The following is an 18351-nucleotide window of genomic DNA, read 5'->3' on the forward strand; positions in this document are numbered from 1 at the left end:
CCCGCCTCAGTCTTGAATGAAGCGCACGCCGGGCTTGGCCCGTTGGTCCACCACCAGTTCAAACACATCCGGCCGCGAATAGTGGCCGACCACGTCGAAATCATACCGTGCACGCACCAGCTCGTCGGTGTCGATTTCGGCGGTGAGCAACCCGGACTCACCCACCAGCGGCCCGGCCAGCACCTCACCCAACGGTCCGACAATCACGCTGCCGCCATTGATCAGCGGCCGCTCGGACGGCCAGTTCTTGACCTCGATGCCCAGGGCCTGGGGCGACGGTTGCACCTGACAGGCACTGATCACAAAGCAACGACCTTCATGGGCGATGTGGCGCATCGAGCACTGCCAGATCTCGCGCTCATCGACGGTCGGCGCACACCAGATCTCCACGCCCTTGGCATACATCGCGGTACGCAGCAAAGGCATGTGGTTTTCCCAGCACACGGCGCTGCCAAGGCGCCCGGCCCGGGCGTCGATCACTGGCAGGGTCGAACCATCGCCCTTGCCCCAGATCAAGCGCTCGGTGCCCGTCGGCATCAACTTGCGGTGCTTGGCCACCAGGCCGCCATCCGGTTCGAAGAACAACACCGTGCAGTACAAGGTATTGCCTGAGCGCTCGATCACGCCCAGCACCAGACTGGCGCCCGTGCGCGCCGACAACCCGGCCAATGCCTCGGTTTCAACGCCAGGCACGTCAATGGCATTGGCGAAATACCGGGCGAAGGCTTCACGCCCTTCCGGCAGGCGGTAACCCAGTTGCGTGCCGAAGCTTTCCCCTTTGGGATAACCACCCAGCAAGGCTTCCGGCATCACCACCACACTGGCGCCGGATTCGATGATCGCGTCTTCGTAACTCAGAATCTGTGCCAGCGTCTCGGCCTTGCCCTCGGGCGATGAGCCGATCTGCAGCGCGGCAACTATGGACTTAGGCATTTCAGCGTCTCCTGATGTGGGGGTGTTGCGCATTGTGGAACCACAGCCGATCATGAATAAAGCCCACTTCAGTGCTGAATGATATGAGCCAAATGAATATCGCCAATGTCGACCTGAACCTGCTGAAGGTGTTTGAAGCGCTGCATGACGAAGCCAGCGCCAGCCGCGCGGCGTTGCGCCTCGGGGTCACCCAATCCGCCGTCAGTGCGGCGCTGCGAAGGTTGCGGGAGCTGTATGGCGATCAGCTGTTTGTTCGCACCGGACGAGGGCTGGCCCCGACGCTGCGCGCCAATCAGCTGAAACCGGTGGTCAGCGATGCGCTGAACAAGTGTCGGCAGAGTCTGGCGATGGTCGACCCGAACCAAGGCCATTATGAAGGCCGCTCCGTGGCCATCGGCCTGTCCGATGACTTCGAAATTGCCATTGGTCGACGCTTGATGCAGTTGATGCAAACCCGCGCACCGAAACTGCGCTTGATCTTCCGTCAGAGCCACAGCCAGATCGTCGCCGAAGCATTGCTGGAGCGCAGCATCGACCTGGCGATCACCTCGGGTGGATTTGCCGATCGCCTGCTGAGTCGCCGGGTGTTAGGCGAAGGCGGCTATCTGTGCCTGGCGGACCCGGCCAGCCTGCGCGCCGGGCAAAACCAACTGACGCTGGAAGAGTTCGTCGCTCGCCAGCAGATTCTGGTGTCGTCGGGCGGGTTTATCGGGATTGTCGACGAGGGACTCGCCACTTTGGGCATGACCCGTCAGGTCTGCGCCTCGACCACGCATTTCGCGGCACTGCCGTATTTGCTCAAGGGCACCCAGGCGCTAGCGACCATTCCCGCTCACGCCGCCGAAGCGATTGCCGCCTTGACCGGGCTGAGCCTGCTACCCTGCCCGCTGCCCATGCCGCGCTATCCGATCGAACTCGGCTGGCGCACCAGCGCGCTGATCGACCCGGCGGTGATCAAGGTGCGCGAGGCTATTGCCGAGCTGTTCTAGGCTTACTTGTTGGCCGCCATCAAGCGATTGACTTCACTGCGGACCATGTTCGCGTATTCCGGGGGCGACATGGCGTCCAGCTCGGAACGCACCCACTCGGCCCATTTGCCTTTGCGCTTGGCGCGTTCGCCGAACAGGCGCGCGCCGTCGCCCTTGGCTTTGCCCAGGTTGCTCTGCCAAAGGTCGAACAGTCGGGATTTTTCATCTTCAAGCGCTGCACGCTCAGCGATGGGCCGGTTGGCCAGGTTGAAGCTCATACGGGATCACCTGTGGCTAAAAAACGCTTGCATCTTACACTGCTGTCGGAAGTTTCTTAGCTGATATTGTGATCCGACCGGACCGACGAACAGAAAAAGACTGCAACTTTTTCGTCCACCACGGACTCCATTGCTCACTGTCGTCAACAAATGAAAGGAAGACACCATGGCCCGTAAAACCGCCGCTCAAAACGTCGCCGACCAAATCAAGGACCAGGCTTTCAGCGAGCTGCAGTCATTGATCGAAGATTCTGAAAAGCTGCTCAAGGACAGCGCGGCACTGGTCGGCGAAGACGCCGAAACCCTGCGTGCTCAACTAAGCCTGAAGCTGAAACAAGCCCTGGAATCGGTCACCAGCGTTCGCGAACGCACCCAACCTGCGGTCGAGGCCACCGAGAACTACATTGGCGGCCATCCATGGCAGACCGTGGCGATTTCTGCCGGGTTTGGCTTGGTGGTGGGGTTGTTGTTGGGGCGTCGTTAAGCTTTCACAGACTTCCCTGTAGGAGCGAACTTGTTCGCGAGGCGATGCATTTGATACACCGAGTTCTATCCCTCGCCAACAAGTTGGCTCCTACAACGAGTGGCCTACACCAAACTCGGTGGCACCAGCGTCTGCAATTGCTTGGCAAAATAATCCAGGGTAAACGCGTGGCTGCTGGACTCTTTCAGACCGATGCGTTTGGTCAGTTCCCAGTCGTGGGCCTGTGGCGCGAGGCTCAGGGAAATCTGTTCTTGTGCGTGCAGGCTCAGCCCCGTGACACCGATCGACACCACCCCCTTGGCCCCCATCGCGTCGGGCACGAACACCACTTGCCGTGCGGCAAAGCTCAGGGTCATGCGTTGGGTGCGAAACGGTGAGTGTTCATCCGGATAGCCCTTGCTTTGCGCAAGGTGCGGCTCATATTCGAACTGCAGTTGGCCGCTGCTTTTCAGTGGGGCCAACCAGCCTTCAATCTGCTCGTATAAGCTGGAAATGCTCGATTCCCAATGGACCAAATCGTCCTGAAACTGTTGATGCTTGCGTTCTTCGTTGCGTTTGTTGGCGTCCAGTAGCTCGCCTAACCGCTGTACTTCGTCCATCTGTGCATCCTCGGTCGTTCGTACATCGAACCGAAGGTGATAACACACCCTCAGCTCCATGACCAACAGCGCCTGACTCAGTTACAGCTTATGGTCGACGATTTCCGACTCGTAGCTCATCTTCAGTGCCAGCTGCGCGCGCTTCTCTTCGGCGGCCGCTTTGGAGCTAAACGGCCCGAGCAGTACGCGCTCCTTGCCATCACGCACCGAGACGAACGCGGCGAATCCGTGCTCCATCAGGCGATCGGTCAGGTCGCTGACCGCTTTCGGGTCGTTGATCAGCAGATCCCACTGGGGCGCAGCCGCCTGGCTGACCGCCGCGGCCGCGGCCTGCACTTTCGCCGGTTTATCCTCGCCTGCACCACATCCCGCCAATGCCAATACTGCAACCATCAAGAGCAATCCGCGCACAATCATTTCCTCGCGTGTGAAGTGCGCAGAGTTTAACACTCCTGAGCCGGCTGCAAGTCAACCTGCCCCGGTGTCTGCAGCAGACGCACGGGGCAGCGGCGTATTCACGCGGTTTTATCGGCGTGAGCCTTGACCAATGGCGTTGCCAATGCGGAGTCGCCCTGTGGTTCGTTCATTGCCTGCAAAGCCCTTGCAGCCTTGGCCTGGTCGAATGAACCGTCCCATTTGGCGATGGCGATGGTGCCGATGCCGTTACCGATGAGGTTGGTCACCGCCCGCGCTTCGTTGAGGAAGCGGTCGACACCCAACAGCAGCACCAGGCCCACCAACGGTATCGCGTGAATCACCGACAAGGTCGCCGCCAGCGTGACAAACCCGGCTCCGGCCACGCCCGCTGAGCCTTTGGAGGTCAGCAACAGCACACCGAGTACCACCAGTTGGTCCATCAGGGTCAACGGCGTGTTGGTCGCCTGGGCCACGAAGATCGCCGCCATGGTCAGGTAAATGCAGGTGCCATCGGAGTTGAAGGTATAGCCGGTAGGCAACACCAGCCCGACCACCGACTTCTCGCAGCCCAAGGCTTCCAGCTTGACCATCATCCGTGGCAGCACCGCTTCAGTGGAGCAGGTGCCCAGCGTGACCAGGATCTCGTCCTTGAAATAGCGCAAGAACTGCAACAGCGGCAGCCCCGACCATCGCGCCACGGTGCCCAGCACCACCACGATGAAAATCAGCGTGGTGACATACAGCGCCACCAACAACTGCCCCAGCGACAGCAGCGTGCCGATCCCGTATTTACCGATGGTGAACGCCATGCCGGCACCCGCCCCCAGCGGCGCCAGACGCATGACCATCGCAACGATACGGAACAGGCTTTGCAACAGCATGTCGATCACCGACACCAGCGGCTTGCCGGTTTCGCCCAGCTGCACCAGGGCGATCCCCATCAACACCGAGACCAGAATCACTTGAAGCATCGCGCCCTTGGCGAAGGCATCGAAAAGGGTGTTGGGAATAATGTCGAGGAAGAACTGAACAATGCCACCTTGAGCAGCCGCAGCCTGGGTGTAGTTGCTGATCGCCGCGCCGTTGATGGTCGTGATGTCCACGTTCATCCCGACACCCGGCTTGAGGATATTGACCACCACCAGGCCGATCACCAGCGCAATGGTCGACAACACTTCGAAATAGATCAGCGCCTTGGCACCGATCCGTCCGACTTCTTTAACGCTACCCATTTTGGCGATGCCGACCACCACGGTGCCGAAGATGATTGGCGCCAGCAGCATCTTGATCAGTTTGATAAAGCCGTCGGCCAGCGGTTGCAGCTTGGCGCCGAGGTCAGGAATGAAGAAGCCGATGGCGCCGCCAATGACGATGCCGATCAGCACTTGAATATACAGTTGGCCATACCAACGGGCCGGTGCCTTGTCCACGGGAGTACCTCACTATTGTAGTTTTATGAGGAAGCGGTAGAGCGTGCGACGCGAGATCGCGGCTCGGCCCTTATGGCAGGGGCCGAACCGCGAAAGTCAGCGGGGACGACGGATCAGACGCCCTCGCCCAGTTCGCGCATGACCGCATACAACGCGGACTTGGCTTCGAAACCGACGCCCGGAATATCCGGCAGACCGACGTAGCTGTTCTCGACTCGGATGCCATCGGCGAAACCACCAAACGGCTGGAACACGTCCGGGTACGACTCGTTACCGCCCAGGTGCAGGCCGGCAGCGATGTTCAGCGACATCTGGTGACCACCATGGGGCACCACGCGACGCGACGACCAACCGAGTTCCTTCATCACATCGAGGGTACGCAGGTACTCCACCAGGCCGTATGACAATGCGCAGTCGAACTGCAAGAAATCGCGATCCGGACGCATGCCACCGTGGCGCAGCAGGTTGCGCGCGTCTTGATGGGAGAACAGGTTTTCACCCGTGGCCATCGGCAGGTCGTAGTGATTGGCCAGTTCGGCTTGCAACGCGTAATCCAGCGGATCGCCCGCCTCTTCGTACCAAAACAGGTTGTAGGGCTTGATGGCTTCGGCGTAGGCAATGGAGGTCTTGAGGTCAAAACGGCCATTGGCGTCGACGGCCAGACGCTGGCCATCACCGACCACTTCCAGTACCGCTTCGATACGGCGCAGGTCTTCGTCCAGCGGCACCGCGCCGATTTTCATTTTCACCACGTCGTAGCCGCGATCCAGGTAGCTGCGCATTTCTGCCTGCAGCTTGGTCTGGTCCTTGCCCGGGTAGTAGTAACCGCCAGCGGCATACACCCAGACCTTGTCGTCGGCCACGCCACCGCGATAACGGTCGGCCAGCACGCGGTACAGCGGTTTGCCTTCGATCTTCGCCACGGCATCCCAGACCGCCATGTCGATGGTGCCGACCGCCACCGAGCGCTCACCGTGGCCGCCTGGTTTTTCGTTGGTCATCAAGGCTTTCCAGATGGCGAACGGGTCGAGGTTGTCGTGTTCCTTGTCGATCAGGCTTTCCGGGTCGGCTTCCAGCACGCGGGCGAGGAAGCGGTCGCGCATCAGAGCGCCTTGACCGTAGCGACCGTTGGAGTTGAAACCGTAACCGATCACTGGCTTGCCATCTCGGATCACGTCAGTGATCACGGCGACGACCGAGCAGGTCATTTTCGAGAAATCGATATAGGCGTTGGCAATAGGGGATGCGATGGAAACCGTCTTCTCGCGAATGTCCACGATGCGCATGGGGTGAGGCCTCTTGAGTGATCTTGTTAGTTGTCATGTTTGAACTAGCGCCACCTTAGAACTGGACGTTGCGCCGCGGCCAATGCTAAAAACACCGCACTTCATGCATTAACGGCATTGCGATGGAACTGGTCTGGCTGGAAGATTTCAACGCGCTCGCGGACAGCGGGAATTTCTCCCGTGCCGCCGAGCTGCGACACGTGACACAACCGGCGTTCAGCCGGCGGATACGCGCGCTGGAGAATTGGGTCGGGGTCGACCTGTTTGAACGCACCACCCAGGGCGCGACCTTGACCGAGGCCGGGCGACACATGCTGGCCAGCGCGCAGGAGATGACCCGACGCCTGTATCAGATGCGCCTCGACGCCCGCGAAGTGGCCGGCAAACAAGTGCGCACCCTGCACTTCGCCGCGACTCATTCGTTATCGTTTACCTTCTTTCCCGGTTGGATCAGAAGCATCGGCGGCGATGCGCCCATCGAGGCGATTCGTTTGCTGTCGGACAGCATGATGGTCTGCGAGCAAATGCTGTTGCATGGCGAGGCGCAGTTCATGCTCTGCCATCAACACCCGGACGTCCCGCCGCGACTGACCGCTGACCAATTTCAGTCCAAGACCGTGGGCAGTGACGTGCTGATGCCGTTGCGAGCAGCGAGTGCGCAAGGGGTCATCGGCGAAAATGGCGTGTATGAGCACCTGGCCTACACCGCTGAATCCGGCCTGGGTCGGATCGTCGCAGCGAGGTTGAAGGGCGAACAACAACCGCCGGCGTTGAACACGGTGTTCAGCTCCCACCTGTCAGCGGTGCTGTTGTCCATGGCGCTGGAAGGCAAAGGCATCGCCTGGCTGCCGCGAATCCTCGCCGAGCAAGACCTCGCCAATGGCAAGCTGGTGCGGGCGCTGGACGAGCACTGGGACATCCCGGTGGAAATCCGCCTGTTTCGGCCGACAGCCGCCTTGAGCGATTTCGCCGAGGACTTTTGGGCAGGGCTGTAGGAGCTACCGAAGCCTGCGATCGACCGAGAATCGGTCGTGTTCTTGACCTTGCTGAAGGTCCTGCGAACCTTATCGCAGCCTGCGGCAGCTCAGGTGTTGCGGCCATGATCAGCCCTGAGCCGTTTCCAACGGCTCGGTATTCAACGTCCGCTCATGCTCGATCAGCACGTGTTTGATGATATCCATCACTTCCAGGTTGGAACGTTCCATCATGTCCAGGTGCGCAAGGGTTTCGTCGAGCAGCCCTTGATCGTGAGCGGCCAGCGCATCGACGCCTGACTGGTGGACCAACGCGTGCGGGCGCTCGATTCGGCTGAAGGCCTTGTAGCTTTTCAGGCGCTGATTGCCTTCGCCGTAGTACCACTGGCCGAACGGGCAATCGTGGTCGCCGATCAGTGCCAGGTCCGGATGCCCATCGGTGCTGAGCACGCCTTCGTACACCGCTACCTTCAACCCCAGCTCGGCCAGGTTTGCCAGTTCAATACCGGCACGGAAGCACGATTGACTCATCTCGACCTGCATCCGTTGCGCCAGGTTGAACACCTCATACATCGAACTGCCCGCCTCGTTGGTCCTGCCGTGGAATTCGCTGGCGGTGGCAGCTTGTTGCTGGATGCTGGTTTGCGCCACCTGGATCATGTTCTTGATGTCGGCGGTTTCGCGGACGATATCGGTGGTGGCGCTGGCGGTTTTTTCCGCCAAATCGCGAATCTCACTGGCGACCACGGCAAAACCGCGCCCCGACTCCCCTGCCCGTGCAGCTTCAATGGCTGCGTTGAGCGCCAGCAGGTTGGTCAGCTTGGCAATCGAACTGATGATGCCGACGATGCGGTCGATCTCACTGGCTCTGATCACCAACTGGGAGATTTGCTCGTTGAGCGAGGCCAAGCCACTCTCCATCGCATGAGTTTGCTCTTGCAGCACCGCAAATTTCTGCTTGTTCTGAATCGCCGCCGTGGCCACGCTTTGCGCCCGATGATTGTTCTCTTCCAGGCGCGAATTCAGGTAACTGAACGAATCCCCTACCGGCGCAATCGAACGCCCGAACTTCAGCATATTGCCGGCCAGGCCCTTGTAGAACTTGAAGTCCGACTCTGCTGACTGCTTGACCGACGTGGCACTGGCTTCAATTTCGAGCTGCGCGATGCGCTGGCGGGCGGCGTCCAGATCAGCCTGAAGTTGCGCGTTCTGTGACTGAAGCGACTGATATTTGCTGGCACTCACGAAAATCATATGTTGGATAACCCGTATCAGGTTTTGGACAATTTCGTTATCCCATACAAGTTTCATGCCTCAAAAAATATACTTATATTTCAGTAGGTTAAAAACATGAAGTCTTTTTGACACGGGAAAGTTGAGGTCTAATTGACCCCGGCTGTCGTTTTGACCACGAGGAGCAACCTTTGCCCGAGACTTTTCTATCACCCGCCTCGCAGCACTTAACCGTCAACGGTTGAAATACTACATGGATGAGTTTCAGCAGAACCAGGGGCGCCCGTTTGTTTTACAGACAGACGCTCCGCTACATTCATAACCGCTGCGTAAAAATATCCAGACAGGCTTTTATGTAAGCAACCTGATAGGCGTAGCTTTCCTTGACCTGTACTTTTACTTCGGGTGAAGGCTTGGTCTTTCTAATTTCAATGATGCCTAACTGCATGGATTGCGCAATCAGATCGGCCAACGTCTGAAATATGCCTAAGTAACCAACATTCGGAAATTGCTTGATGAGGGCGCTCATGACGACGTCAGCATCATCACGCAGTGCCTGATACTCGGTTGGGCTTAATTGCTGATCAGCGTAGATTGCGCTGAGTCTTGCAGAAAGAGTCGGTGTGCTGGCTGATGACTCTTTATTCGTTTCTGATTCCGTGTCCATGTTCACACTCCCTTGATGAATCGTTGAATCGAATCGACTTACTGAGCGTAGGACAGGCGTTTCGACGTCGCCATAGGTAAGACAGCAACATCCTCCTTCCGGCGATACTTATTGGAAATAAACCCTAGAGTAAAACGACTAGTAACTTCCGGCTTGCCGGCGTCGGCGTCTGTAAAATCCGCCATCGCCGACAAGCCGGACTGCTACGGGGTTCGTGGCGCAAAGCTTAGGCCAGAAGTTTGAGCAACTCCTTCGCCGCCGCCGTCGAAGATGCCGGGTTTTGTCCGGTCACCAACAGGCCATCGGTAATCGCCAACACCGCCCAGTCCTCAACTTTTTCAAACTTGCCGCCGAGCCGCTTTAGTTCGTCTTCCACCAGGAACGGCACGACTTTGGTCAGGCCCACCGCCTCTTCTTCCGAGTTGGTGAAGCCTGACACACGCTTGCCCTGGACCAGCGGTTTGCCATCGATCATGACATGCCGCAGCACACCGGGCGCATGGCAGACTGCTGCCACCGGTTTTCCCGCTTTGTAGAACTCTTCGATCAAGGCAATCGACTTGCGATCTTCCGCCAGGTCCCACAACGGCCCGTGTCCACCGGGATAGAACACGCCATCAAATCCGCCGGACTGCACGTCCGCCAGCTTGACCGTGGTCGCCAGTACGTTCTGCGCGGCCGGGTCCTTCTTGAAGCGTTCGGTCATGTCCGTCTGCCCGTCGGGGGTGTCGCTTTTCGGATCAAGGGGTGGCTGCCCGCCCTTGGGCGAGGCGACGGTGATCGTGGCGCCAGCGTCGAGAAATGCGTAGTACGGTGCTGCAAACTCTTCAAGCCAAAAACCGGTCTTTTCCCCGGTGTTGCCGAGCTTATCGTGGGACGTGACAACCATCAGAATCTTCATAACGAAATCCTCTACATGGGGTGCACAGGTCGACATTGATACATACGACTTGTCGTAGGCCGCGTAAATCAGTAAAGCTAATTCCCGACGAGCGCCGTAACCATTTATCTCAAGGGAGCTTCAATGACTGCATTGCTGGAAAGCCACGCTTGGGTCTTGCTGTTCCTCAACGTGCTCTGTGAACAGGCGGGGCTGCCGATCCCGGCCTATCCGGCACTGGTGGTAGCGGGAGCCCTGACCTTCAATGACTCCGGGGCGATGCTCGGCGGCGTTTGGGGGCTGGCAGTGCTGGCCTGCCTGCTGGCGGACAGCGCCTGGTATTGGGCCGGACGGCGTTACGGCGGCTGGTTGATGGGCACGGCGTGCAAGATTTCGCTGTCGCCTGACAGTTGCGTGCGCAAGAACAAGCACCTGTACCTGCAAGTCGGTCCGCGCCTGCTGCTGGTCGGTAAATTCCTGCCCGGCGCAGGCGCGCTCTCTACCTTGCTGGCCGGGATGATGGGCACCCCGTATCGACGCTTCATCGCCTACGATCTGGCGGGCTCGGCGATCTGGGCCGGTTCGGCGTTGTTCCTCGGTATCATTTTTCGCAACTCAGTGCAGCGCGGGCTGGACCTGCTGGGCGCTTACCTGCCGTATGGCATTGCAGGCGTGGTGTTGGTGTTTGCGCTGTTCCTCGGCTGGCGCCTGTACAACCGCCGCCGTCTGCTGCAACGCATGCTGCGCGTGCCACGGGTCTCCGCCGAAGAACTATTGAATTGGGAACAGCCGCCGTTGATCCTGGATGTGCGCAGCCCCGAAGAACGCCTCAGCGATCCGATTCCTGACTCGGTGATGGTCAACTATGACGTCACCCTGGACGCCCTGCCGCAAGACGCGGCGCAACGGGTCATCGTGGTTTACTGCTCCTGCCCTCGGGAAATTTCGGCGGCACTGGTAGCGGAGCGGCTCTGCATCAACGGTGCGGCGCGGACTTTTGCGCTCAAGGGCGGGTTGGCGGCCTGGCGTAATGTGCAGCCACAGGCCCTGTAGGAGCGGACTTGCCCGCGATGGCGGTGTGTCAGGCAAGCCCCAATCGCGGGCAAGCCCGGCTCCTACACGTGAACGCAGTCTTTCAGACCACCATCCCATCCCGCGCCACGATCACATGGGCGGGCAACGGGTTGTCCTGCAACCACACATCCAGCGTATGCCCAATATGGGTCAACACCGCCAAATCAGGCTGCAACTCGGCGATGCAGGCCAGTGCCAGATTCAGGTCGTTGTGATTACGCGGCGCCTGCGGCTGTGGTGGCATCGAGCAATCCAGCACCACTGCATCCAACGTCTGGCGTTGAAGAAATATCCGCGTATGGTCCGGCAAACCGACAGTGTCGGTGAGATAGGCGATCCGTCGTCCGTCGCCTTCCAGCAAATAGCCGAGGGTCGGTTTCGAGTGCAGCAAGGGTAACGCCGTGACGCTCAGCGCGCCCCACTGCCGTGTTTCAAACGCGGCAAACGGCTGGCTGAAATCGAGAATCCCCGGGTGTTTGTACAGATCGGACAAACCCTCTGCATCCACCGGGCCATGCACCGGAATCACCAGCCCCTGCCCCCAACGCAGGTGCAACAGGCCCTGCGCATGATCCGCGTGGTAGTGAGTTTGCAGAATGCCGTTGAAGCTGCGCGGAGGGAAACGCTCGGTGAGGTCGGTGAGGCCGGAGTCGATCAGCCATCGCTGGTCGCCGCATTCGATCAACGCGCTGCACGGTCGTCGGCGCAAACGTGGATCCGCGTGCGCCGCAGCACACGCAGAACACTCGCAACCGTAGACCGGAACCTGACGCGCATCGGCGGTGCCGAGTAGCGTCAGACGCATGCTGACTCCTTGCCGATCAGTTGCAACAGGCGCTCAAGGGTCTGTGAGAGGGGGCCGGAGTTATCCAGCAGCCACAGGCCCTTATGCTCACTCGCCATCAAGCTCGCGGCGAAGTCGGCATTACGCGCCAGTCGTGCCTCGATCTCCGGCAACGACTCACGACCACGGGCCAACAAGCGTTGGCGCAACACGTCCTGGTCAACCGTCAATAACAGCGCCAGCAGATCAGGATAGCGTTCGCGCGCTTGCGGCAAATAGCCCCGCGAACCGTTGACCAGCACGTCCAGCCCGGCCGCCAGCCACTCATCGATTTGCTTGGGAATGCCGTAGAACAACCCATTGGCCTGCCAGTTCAAGGCAAACGCGCCCTGGGCCTGCAACGTCGCAAACTCCTCGACGCTGACCGCCTGCGCCGCCTCACCCACCGCTTCCGCCGAGCGGGTGATGACCCGCCGCACGATCCGGCAGCCGTGTGCGGCCAACGGATCGCGTGCAGCGTCAAGCAGGCTGTCCTTGCCCGAACCCGAAGGCCCGATGAGATAGATCAACCTGCCCGCCATCAGAACACCCTCTTCGCTTCTCGCCAGACCTGCTGGATCACCGGCAGACCGTTCAGGTTTTTCGCGTGGATCAGGTCGGCGCGCAAGCCGACAGCGATTTCACCACGGTCCTTCAATCCGGCAGAGTGCGCCGGCGTGCGACTGACCATCGCCACCGCCTGTGGCAGCGTGCAGTCATTATCCTGCGCCGCCAGCATGAACGCCGCTTGCAGCAGACTGGCCGGATAATAATCGCTGGACAGAATATCCAGTAGCCCTTCTTTAGCAAGGTCCGCCGCCGCGACGTTGCCCGAGTGCGAACCGCCCCGCACGATATTCGGCGCGCCCATCAACACGCTCATGCCCATACGATGGCAACCCCGCGCAGCCTCCAGGGTGGTCGGGAACTCGGCGATGCTCATGCCGAAGCCTGCCGATTCTTCGACGTGGGCCAGGGTTGCGTCGTCGTGGCTGGCCACCGACAAACCACGGGCCAGACAATCTTCGACAATCGCCCGACGGTAACGGTCGCTGTACAGCTTGGAGTTGGCCACTTGCAGGACGATGAATTCGTCCATTTGCGTGGTGGTCAGGTGGTACTTACCCATGTAGTACTCGCGGTACTTGGATTCAAGGGCAAATTGACGCTGGCCCGGCGAGTGGTCCATCACCGACACCAGTTGCACCAGCGGATGCTGCACCAGATCGCGGAACACGCTGAGGGTGTCCGGGTGGCACAGTTCGCAACGCAGGTGCAGACGGTGCTCTGCACGGGTCAAGCCAGAAGCGTTGGCCGCGGCGATGGCTTCGAGCATCGCCGGCAGTTTCTGCATGCGGTTGCCCTTGGGGTTGACGTCGCCGATGGACAGCGCGTCGAACACGGTGGTGATACCCGCCGCGATGATCTGTGCGTCATGGCTCATCACCGCCGAGGTCGACGGCCAGTCAACGCCGGGGCGCGGGGTCATGTGCCGTTCAAGGTTGTCGGTGTGCAGCTCGATCAGGCCCGGCAACAGGTAGTCGCCCTGCAAGTCTTGCGCTTGCGGCAGGTAGCTGATGCCGTCGTCGACTTCGGCGATCAGGCCGTCGCGCAGCACCACGGTGCCGTGGAACACGCGGTCAGCGGTGACGATTTGAGCGTTGCTGAGGATAAGTTCGTTCAGCATGGCGAGGTTTCCTTGGCAATCGGGGCGTTGGGGGTCATGTCGAGGTGACGGTCTGCAACGGCTTCGCGCGCCAAACGGTCGTGGAAGATGCCAATCAGCGCGGCACCAGCCGCTTTGGCTTCGTGCATCAGCTCCAGCACCACCTGGCGGTTGGTGTCGTCCAGCGAGGCGGTCGGTTCGTCGAGCAGCATCACTGGCCAGGCGACCATAAACCCGCGAGCGATGTTGACCCGCTGCTGTTCGCCACCCGAGAAAGTGCCCGGCGCCAGTTGCCACAGGCGTTGCGGAATGTTCAAGCGAGCCAGCAGGTGCTCGGCACGATCCTTGGCCTGTTCTTTCGACCAGCCACGCGCCAGGGCCGGTTCCATTACCACGTCCAGGGTCGAGACCCGTGGAATCACGCGCAGAAATTGGCTGACGTAACCCAGCGTCTGCTGCCGTACTGACAACACTTCGCGCGGTTGCGCGCCGACCAGTTCCAGCCACTCGCCTTCATGGCGCACACGGATGCTGCCGCCGGCTGGCAGATAGTTGCCATACAGCGTGCGCAGCAAGGTGCTTTTACCGGCGCCGGATTGCCCGTGCAGCACCAGGCATTCGCCGGCGCTGACGCTGAAACTCAGGTCGTCCAGCACGTTAAGTACCACACCGTTTTGCTGGTGCAGGGTGAAAGTTTTCGAGAGGTCGCGGACCTCGATCAGCGTATTCATCAAGCACACCCCAAAAAGACGGCGGCGACCGGGGACCGCCCGGTCGCCGGTTGAATCACGGTTGCAGCACCGACGACACCAGCAGCTGCGAATAAGGATGTTGAGGGTCATCGAGGATCTGATCAGTCAGCCCCGCTTCCACCACCCGCGAACGGCGCATCACCATCAAACGATCCGCCAGCAGACGCGCCACGGCGAGGTCGTGGGTAACGATCACCACCGCCAGATCCAGCTCCCGCACCAGGCCGCGCAGCAGGTCGAGCAAACGTGCCTGCACCGACACATCAAGGCCACCGGTCGGCTCGTCCATGAACACCAGACGCGGGCCAGACACCAGATTGCGAGCGATCTGCAGACGCTGCTGCATGCCGCCAGAAAAGGTGCGCGGCAGGTCATCGATGCGCAGCGGGTCGATTTCCACCTGGCTCAACCAGTCGATGCCCGCCGCACGCAATTGCGAATAATTGCGCACGCCCTGAGCCATCAACCGCTCGCCGATGTTGGCGCCGGCCGAGACGCCCATGCGCAAACCGTCACGCGGGCTTTGTTCAACGAAGCCCCACTCGGTGCGCAGCAAGGTGCGACGTTCGGCTTCGCTGGCGCTGTACAGATCGAGCCATTCGCCGTCCTTGCCGCGATAGGCGATGTTGCCGTTGTCCGGCGGGCAGCGGCCGCTGAGTAGCGAGAGCAAGGTCGACTTGCCCGAGCCCGACTCGCCAACGATGCCCAACACCTCGCCCGGATACAGATCGAAGCTGACGTCATCGCAGCCCTTCTCCGGGCCGTACAAACGCGACAGGCCACGGACTTTGAGCAACGGCTCGGCGCGATCGGCCTGACGGGCCTGCAATTTCACGGCGCTGTTCATTGGCCCGCTCCCTGTTCAATGACGCGCTGGGCGCAATAGTCGGTGTCCGAGCAGACGAAGCTTTGGGTGCCGGCGTCGTCGAGGATCAGTTCGTCGAGGTACGACTCGCGACTGCCGCAGATCGCACAGCACTCTTCCCACTTCTGGATTTCAAACGGGTGATCTTCGAAGTCGAGGCTGACCACTTGGGTGTACGGCGGCACCGCGTATAGACGCTTTTCGCGACCAGCGCCGAACAACATCAACGCCGGGCTCATGTCGAGTTTCGGGTTGTCGAATTTCGGGATCGGCGACGGGTCCATCACGTAGCGCTCATCAACCATCACCGGGTAGGCGTAGCTGGTAGCGATGTGGCCGAAGGTGGCGATATCTTCGTAGAGCTTAACGTGCATCACGCCATAGTCGTTGAGCGCGTGCATGGTCCGGGTTTCGGTTTCCGACGGCTCGATAAAGCGCAACGGCTCCGGGATCGGCACTTGGTAAACCATGATCTGATCGGCGTGCAGCGGGGTTTCCGGGATTCGGTGACGGGTCTGGATCACCGTGGCTTCCGGGGTGCGCTCAGTGGTGGCAACGCCGGCGGTGCGGGCGAAGAAACGGCGAATCGACACCGCGTTGGTGGTGTCGTCGGCGCCCTGGTCGATGACCTTGAGCACGTCGTCGGCATCGAGAATCGCAGCCGTCATCTGCATGCCGCCCGTGCCCCAGCCATACGGCAGCGGCATTTCACGGCCACCGAACGGCACCTGATAACCGGGAATCGCCACCGCCTTGAGCAGGCCGCGACGGATCATGCGCTTGGTCTGTTCGTCGAGGTAAGCGAAATTGTAGGCTTCGTCCCGTGCCGGGCGAGCTTGGGTGGTTTGGCTCATTGCTGATTCTCCTGCGCGCTGGCTTCAGCGGCGGCGGGTTTGCGCAGCTTGCGGATCAGTTCCAGTTCGGACTGGAAGTCGACGTAGTGCGGCAACTTGAGGTGCGAGACAAACCCGGCGGCCTCGACGTTGTCGCAGTGGCTGAGGACGAACTCTTCGCGCTGTGCCGGCGACTCGATTTCTTCGTTGAACTCTGCAGCGCGCAGCGAACGATCAACCAGCGCCATGCCCATCGCCTTGCGCTCGGCATGACCGAAGGCCAGACCGTAGCCGCGAGTGAACTGCGGCAGCTCGGTGCCGGAGCCGACGAACTGGTTGACCATCTCGCACTCAGTGACTTCGATCGAGCCAATGGCAATCGGGAAACCCAGCTCTTCCGGCTCGATCCAGACTTCGACTGCACCGATGCGAATTTCCCCGGCGAACGGGTGGTTGCGACCGTAGCCACGCTGCGTCGAGTACCCCAATGCCAACAGGAAACCTTCATCGCCACGGGCCAGGGCTTGCAGGCGCTGGGCACGATTGGACGGGAACTCCAGCGGATCGCGAGTGATGTCCGGCACGCTGGCGTTGCTGGCGGCTTCGTTTTTGATCAAGCCTTCTTTGGCCAGCAAACCCAACACCCGCGGGCAAGGTTCAAGGCTTGCGCCCTGCTCTACTTGCGGGCCCGGATACTCGCCTTCAGCCAACAAGGCGAAGTCCAGCAGACGGTGGGTATAGTCGAAGGTCGGACCCAGCAATTGGCCGCCGGGGACGTCTTTGAAGGTCGCCGACAGACGACGATTCAATTGCATCACCGAGGTATCGATCGGCAGGCTGCCGGTGAAGCGCGGCAAGGTGGTGCGGTAGGCGCGCAGAAGGAAGATCGCTTCCACCAGATCGCCAGCGGCCTGCTTGATCGCCAGCGCGGCCAGTTGTTCGTCGTACAGCGAGCCTTCGGTCATCACTCGCGCGACCGCCAACGGCAGTTGCTGACGGATCTGTTCGACGCTCAGTTCAGTGATCGAGGTGTCGCCCCGGCGTTTTTTCGCCAGCAGACGGTGGGCATTGTCGATGGCCTGTTCGCCACCTTTGACGGCAACGTACATCAGGCAAGCTCCTCGGCCAAAACAAGGGATGCGGCCGGGCTGACGCGGGTGCTGCGCGGCAGGCCGATCACGCTGTGACCGGACAGGAAAAACACGTCCAGACCACGGGGGAAATCGTTGCGGGAATCACGCTCGTTCCAGAACGCTTTGTTCACCGGTAACGTGACGCGGTTTTCGCTCTGAATGCCGGGGCCACGCCAGACGTGCGTCGGGCCGCCGTCCAGATCAGGCAACTGGACCAGCAAGGTGCAGGACTGATCGGGGTAACGGTCGTTACCCAGGTCGAAGCCGCGCAGGTCGCTCAGTTCGCTGTCGTCGAGCAAGGCAAAGCGCGCTTGTTCGCGGCTGCTGACGATGGCGCAGCCGCAATGGAACGCCAGGTTGGCGCGAATCACCGGGGTGTCGAACGCCGAGGCCAGCCACAGCGGGGTGTCGATGTCCAACAGCGCCAGGCACAGCGCATAGGTGGCCGGCGCCAGGCCATCCAGTGCAGTAGCCTGTTCCAGCGGTTGCACCACGCCCGGACCGGCAAGGGCTTTAAGGGCGGCGCGGAAACTGCGCACGGAATCCAGCACCGGGTCGGCAAAAGCCGGTTGCAGAAGGGTTGTGCTCATCAGTTTTCTCCTCTGACCAGGGTGAAAAACTCCACCTTGGTCGCTGCGGTATCAGCCTCTTTGGCGGCGCGGCGCTCAGCTTGCGCACGGGCCAGGGGCTCGATCAGTTGGCTCAGCCAGTGCGCCTGTTGCGTGCCTTGCAGGTGCGCGTCGGCCAGGGCGGCGAGTTCGGCGTGGAGCTTGTCGCGACCGGCGAGGTAGCTGTAACCGGTGCGGCCGTCAGCCAGGCGCACCACACAGCGGGTGACGCTCATTTCGCCGACGTTGAACGGCGCGCCCGTGCCGCCCATTCGGCCACGCACCAGGGTCATGCCGATTTCCGGGGCGCGGATCAGTTGGTAGTCGGTGTCGCGCAAGGCGGCTTCGTGCGGGCTCAATTCGGTGCTGCGGGCTTTGGCCAATGTGCCGATCCACTGTTGGCGGGCGGCGTGGCTGGCGTCAGGAGCGGGGTTCATCGTCGACATCT

Annotated in this window: 22 protein-coding genes and 1 pseudogene; 4 read left to right on the forward strand and 19 right to left on the reverse strand. The window is 60.7% G+C overall.

Annotated features, from left to right (window positions below; genetic code table 11):
• Positions 1-6: 6 nt before the first annotated feature.
• Positions 7-933, reverse strand: coding sequence for a carbon-nitrogen hydrolase family protein (locus ACF0H7_RS19300; RefSeq protein WP_397448481.1), 927 nt, complete (start codon positions 931-933; stop codon positions 7-9).
• Between the two features lie 83 nt (positions 934-1016).
• On the opposite strand from ACF0H7_RS19300, the gene ACF0H7_RS19305 reads away from it, so the two are divergent.
• Entirely contained in the window at positions 1017-1922 is a 906-nt protein-coding gene (locus tag ACF0H7_RS19305) for a LysR substrate-binding domain-containing protein (RefSeq protein WP_397448482.1), read from the forward strand.
• Between the two features lie 2 nt (positions 1923-1924).
• Here ACF0H7_RS19305 and ACF0H7_RS19310 read toward each other — a convergent pair whose 3' ends face one another.
• Positions 1925-2179 (reverse strand): hypothetical protein, encoded by a 255-nt coding sequence (locus ACF0H7_RS19310; protein WP_397448483.1) that lies wholly within the window; start codon positions 2177-2179, stop codon positions 1925-1927.
• Between the two features lie 166 nt (positions 2180-2345).
• Between ACF0H7_RS19310 and ACF0H7_RS19315 the strand changes: the two genes are divergently transcribed.
• A complete protein-coding gene (locus ACF0H7_RS19315; RefSeq protein ID WP_397448484.1) occupies positions 2346-2663 on the forward strand; it encodes a YqjD family protein in 318 nt (105 codons plus the stop codon).
• A 104-nt stretch (positions 2664-2767) separates the two neighbouring features.
• Here the strand turns inward: ACF0H7_RS19315 and ACF0H7_RS19320 are convergent, their stop codons facing one another.
• The 4 genes from ACF0H7_RS19320 to ACF0H7_RS19335 all read right to left on the reverse strand — a co-directional run bounded on the left by ACF0H7_RS19320 (position 2768) and on the right by ACF0H7_RS19335 (position 6395).
• Entirely contained in the window at positions 2768-3262 is a 495-nt protein-coding gene (locus tag ACF0H7_RS19320) for a hypothetical protein (protein ID WP_397448485.1), read from the reverse strand.
• 81 nt (positions 3263-3343) lie between these two features.
• Entirely contained in the window at positions 3344-3679 is a 336-nt protein-coding gene (locus ACF0H7_RS19325; protein WP_397448486.1) for an SPOR domain-containing protein, read from the reverse strand.
• 98 nt (positions 3680-3777) lie between these two features.
• A complete protein-coding gene (dctA, locus tag ACF0H7_RS19330) occupies positions 3778-5109 on the reverse strand; it encodes a C4-dicarboxylate transporter DctA (RefSeq protein WP_397448487.1) in 1332 nt (443 codons plus the stop codon).
• 113 nt (positions 5110-5222) lie between these two features.
• Positions 5223-6395 (reverse strand): mandelate racemase/muconate lactonizing enzyme family protein, encoded by a 1173-nt coding sequence (locus tag ACF0H7_RS19335; RefSeq protein ID WP_397448488.1) that lies wholly within the window; start codon positions 6393-6395, stop codon positions 5223-5225.
• 122 nt (positions 6396-6517) lie between these two features.
• Here ACF0H7_RS19335 and ACF0H7_RS19340 point away from each other — a divergent pair, with 122 nt between their 5' ends.
• Positions 6518-7390: a LysR family transcriptional regulator gene (locus tag ACF0H7_RS19340; RefSeq protein WP_397448489.1), complete on the forward strand. Its 873-nt coding sequence runs from the start codon at positions 6518-6520 to the stop codon at positions 7388-7390.
• Between the two features lie 108 nt (positions 7391-7498).
• Here ACF0H7_RS19340 and ACF0H7_RS19345 read toward each other — a convergent pair whose 3' ends face one another.
• The 4 genes and pseudogenes from ACF0H7_RS19345 to ACF0H7_RS19360 form a co-directional block, all read right to left on the reverse strand.
• Positions 7499-7942 carry a CZB domain-containing protein gene (locus tag ACF0H7_RS19345; RefSeq protein ID WP_397453953.1) on the reverse strand — a complete coding sequence of 148 codons (444 nt, stop codon included), beginning with the start codon at positions 7940-7942 and terminating at the stop codon, positions 7499-7501.
• A 12-nt stretch (positions 7943-7954) separates the two neighbouring features.
• Positions 7955-8680, reverse strand: a pseudogene (locus ACF0H7_RS19350) (methyl-accepting chemotaxis protein); the annotation flags it as partial.
• A gap of 238 nt (positions 8681-8918) precedes the next feature.
• Positions 8919-9269, reverse strand: coding sequence for a hypothetical protein (locus tag ACF0H7_RS19355; RefSeq protein ID WP_397448490.1), 351 nt, complete (start codon positions 9267-9269; stop codon positions 8919-8921).
• A 226-nt stretch (positions 9270-9495) separates the two neighbouring features.
• Positions 9496-10170, reverse strand: coding sequence for a type 1 glutamine amidotransferase domain-containing protein (locus ACF0H7_RS19360; protein ID WP_397448491.1), 675 nt, complete (start codon positions 10168-10170; stop codon positions 9496-9498).
• Positions 10171-10293: 123 nt separating this feature from the next.
• Here ACF0H7_RS19360 and ACF0H7_RS19365 point away from each other — a divergent pair, with 123 nt between their 5' ends.
• Positions 10294-11202, forward strand: coding sequence for a VTT domain-containing protein (locus tag ACF0H7_RS19365; RefSeq protein WP_397448492.1), 909 nt, complete (start codon positions 10294-10296; stop codon positions 11200-11202).
• Positions 11203-11284: 82 nt separating this feature from the next.
• Here the strand turns inward: ACF0H7_RS19365 and phnP are convergent, their stop codons facing one another.
• From phnP to phnG, 9 genes are read right to left on the reverse strand one after another with little or no spacing between them, the layout of a single operon-like run.
• A complete protein-coding gene (gene phnP / locus ACF0H7_RS19370; protein WP_397448493.1) occupies positions 11285-12028 on the reverse strand; it encodes a phosphonate metabolism protein PhnP in 744 nt (247 codons plus the stop codon).
• Positions 12019-12588, reverse strand: coding sequence for a phosphonate metabolism protein/1,5-bisphosphokinase (PRPP-forming) PhnN (gene phnN, locus ACF0H7_RS19375; RefSeq protein WP_397448494.1), 570 nt, complete (start codon positions 12586-12588; stop codon positions 12019-12021). The genes phnP and phnN overlap by 10 nt, the downstream gene beginning before the upstream one ends.
• Positions 12588-13733 (reverse strand): alpha-D-ribose 1-methylphosphonate 5-triphosphate diphosphatase, encoded by a 1146-nt coding sequence (locus ACF0H7_RS19380; RefSeq protein ID WP_397448495.1) that lies wholly within the window; start codon positions 13731-13733, stop codon positions 12588-12590. The genes phnN and ACF0H7_RS19380 overlap by 1 nt, the downstream gene beginning before the upstream one ends.
• Positions 13727-14443 (reverse strand): phosphonate C-P lyase system protein PhnL, encoded by a 717-nt coding sequence (gene phnL / locus ACF0H7_RS19385; RefSeq protein ID WP_397448496.1) that lies wholly within the window; start codon positions 14441-14443, stop codon positions 13727-13729. Before phnL ends, ACF0H7_RS19380 begins: the two co-directional genes overlap by 7 nt.
• Before the next feature lie 55 nt (positions 14444-14498).
• A complete protein-coding gene (gene phnK / locus ACF0H7_RS19390; protein WP_397448497.1) occupies positions 14499-15311 on the reverse strand; it encodes a phosphonate C-P lyase system protein PhnK in 813 nt (270 codons plus the stop codon).
• On the reverse strand, positions 15308-16183 hold the full coding sequence (locus tag ACF0H7_RS19395; protein WP_397448498.1) for an alpha-D-ribose 1-methylphosphonate 5-phosphate C-P-lyase PhnJ: 876 nt from the start codon (positions 16181-16183) through the stop codon (positions 15308-15310). The genes phnK and ACF0H7_RS19395 overlap by 4 nt, the downstream gene beginning before the upstream one ends.
• A complete protein-coding gene (locus tag ACF0H7_RS19400) occupies positions 16180-17271 on the reverse strand; it encodes a carbon-phosphorus lyase complex subunit PhnI (protein WP_397448499.1) in 1092 nt (363 codons plus the stop codon). Before ACF0H7_RS19400 ends, ACF0H7_RS19395 begins: the two co-directional genes overlap by 4 nt.
• Positions 17271-17885, reverse strand: a complete 615-nt coding sequence (gene phnH, locus ACF0H7_RS19405) for a phosphonate C-P lyase system protein PhnH (protein ID WP_397448500.1) — start codon at positions 17883-17885, stop codon at positions 17271-17273. Before phnH ends, ACF0H7_RS19400 begins: the two co-directional genes overlap by 1 nt.
• On the reverse strand, positions 17885-18340 hold the full coding sequence (phnG, locus tag ACF0H7_RS19410; RefSeq protein ID WP_397448501.1) for a phosphonate C-P lyase system protein PhnG: 456 nt from the start codon (positions 18338-18340) through the stop codon (positions 17885-17887). Before phnG ends, phnH begins: the two co-directional genes overlap by 1 nt.
• Positions 18341-18351: the final 11 nt, after the last annotated feature.

It is taken from the genome of Pseudomonas sp. NA-150, from assembly GCF_044336365.1.
Classification (GTDB): Bacteria; Pseudomonadota; Gammaproteobacteria; order Pseudomonadales; family Pseudomonadaceae; genus Aquipseudomonas.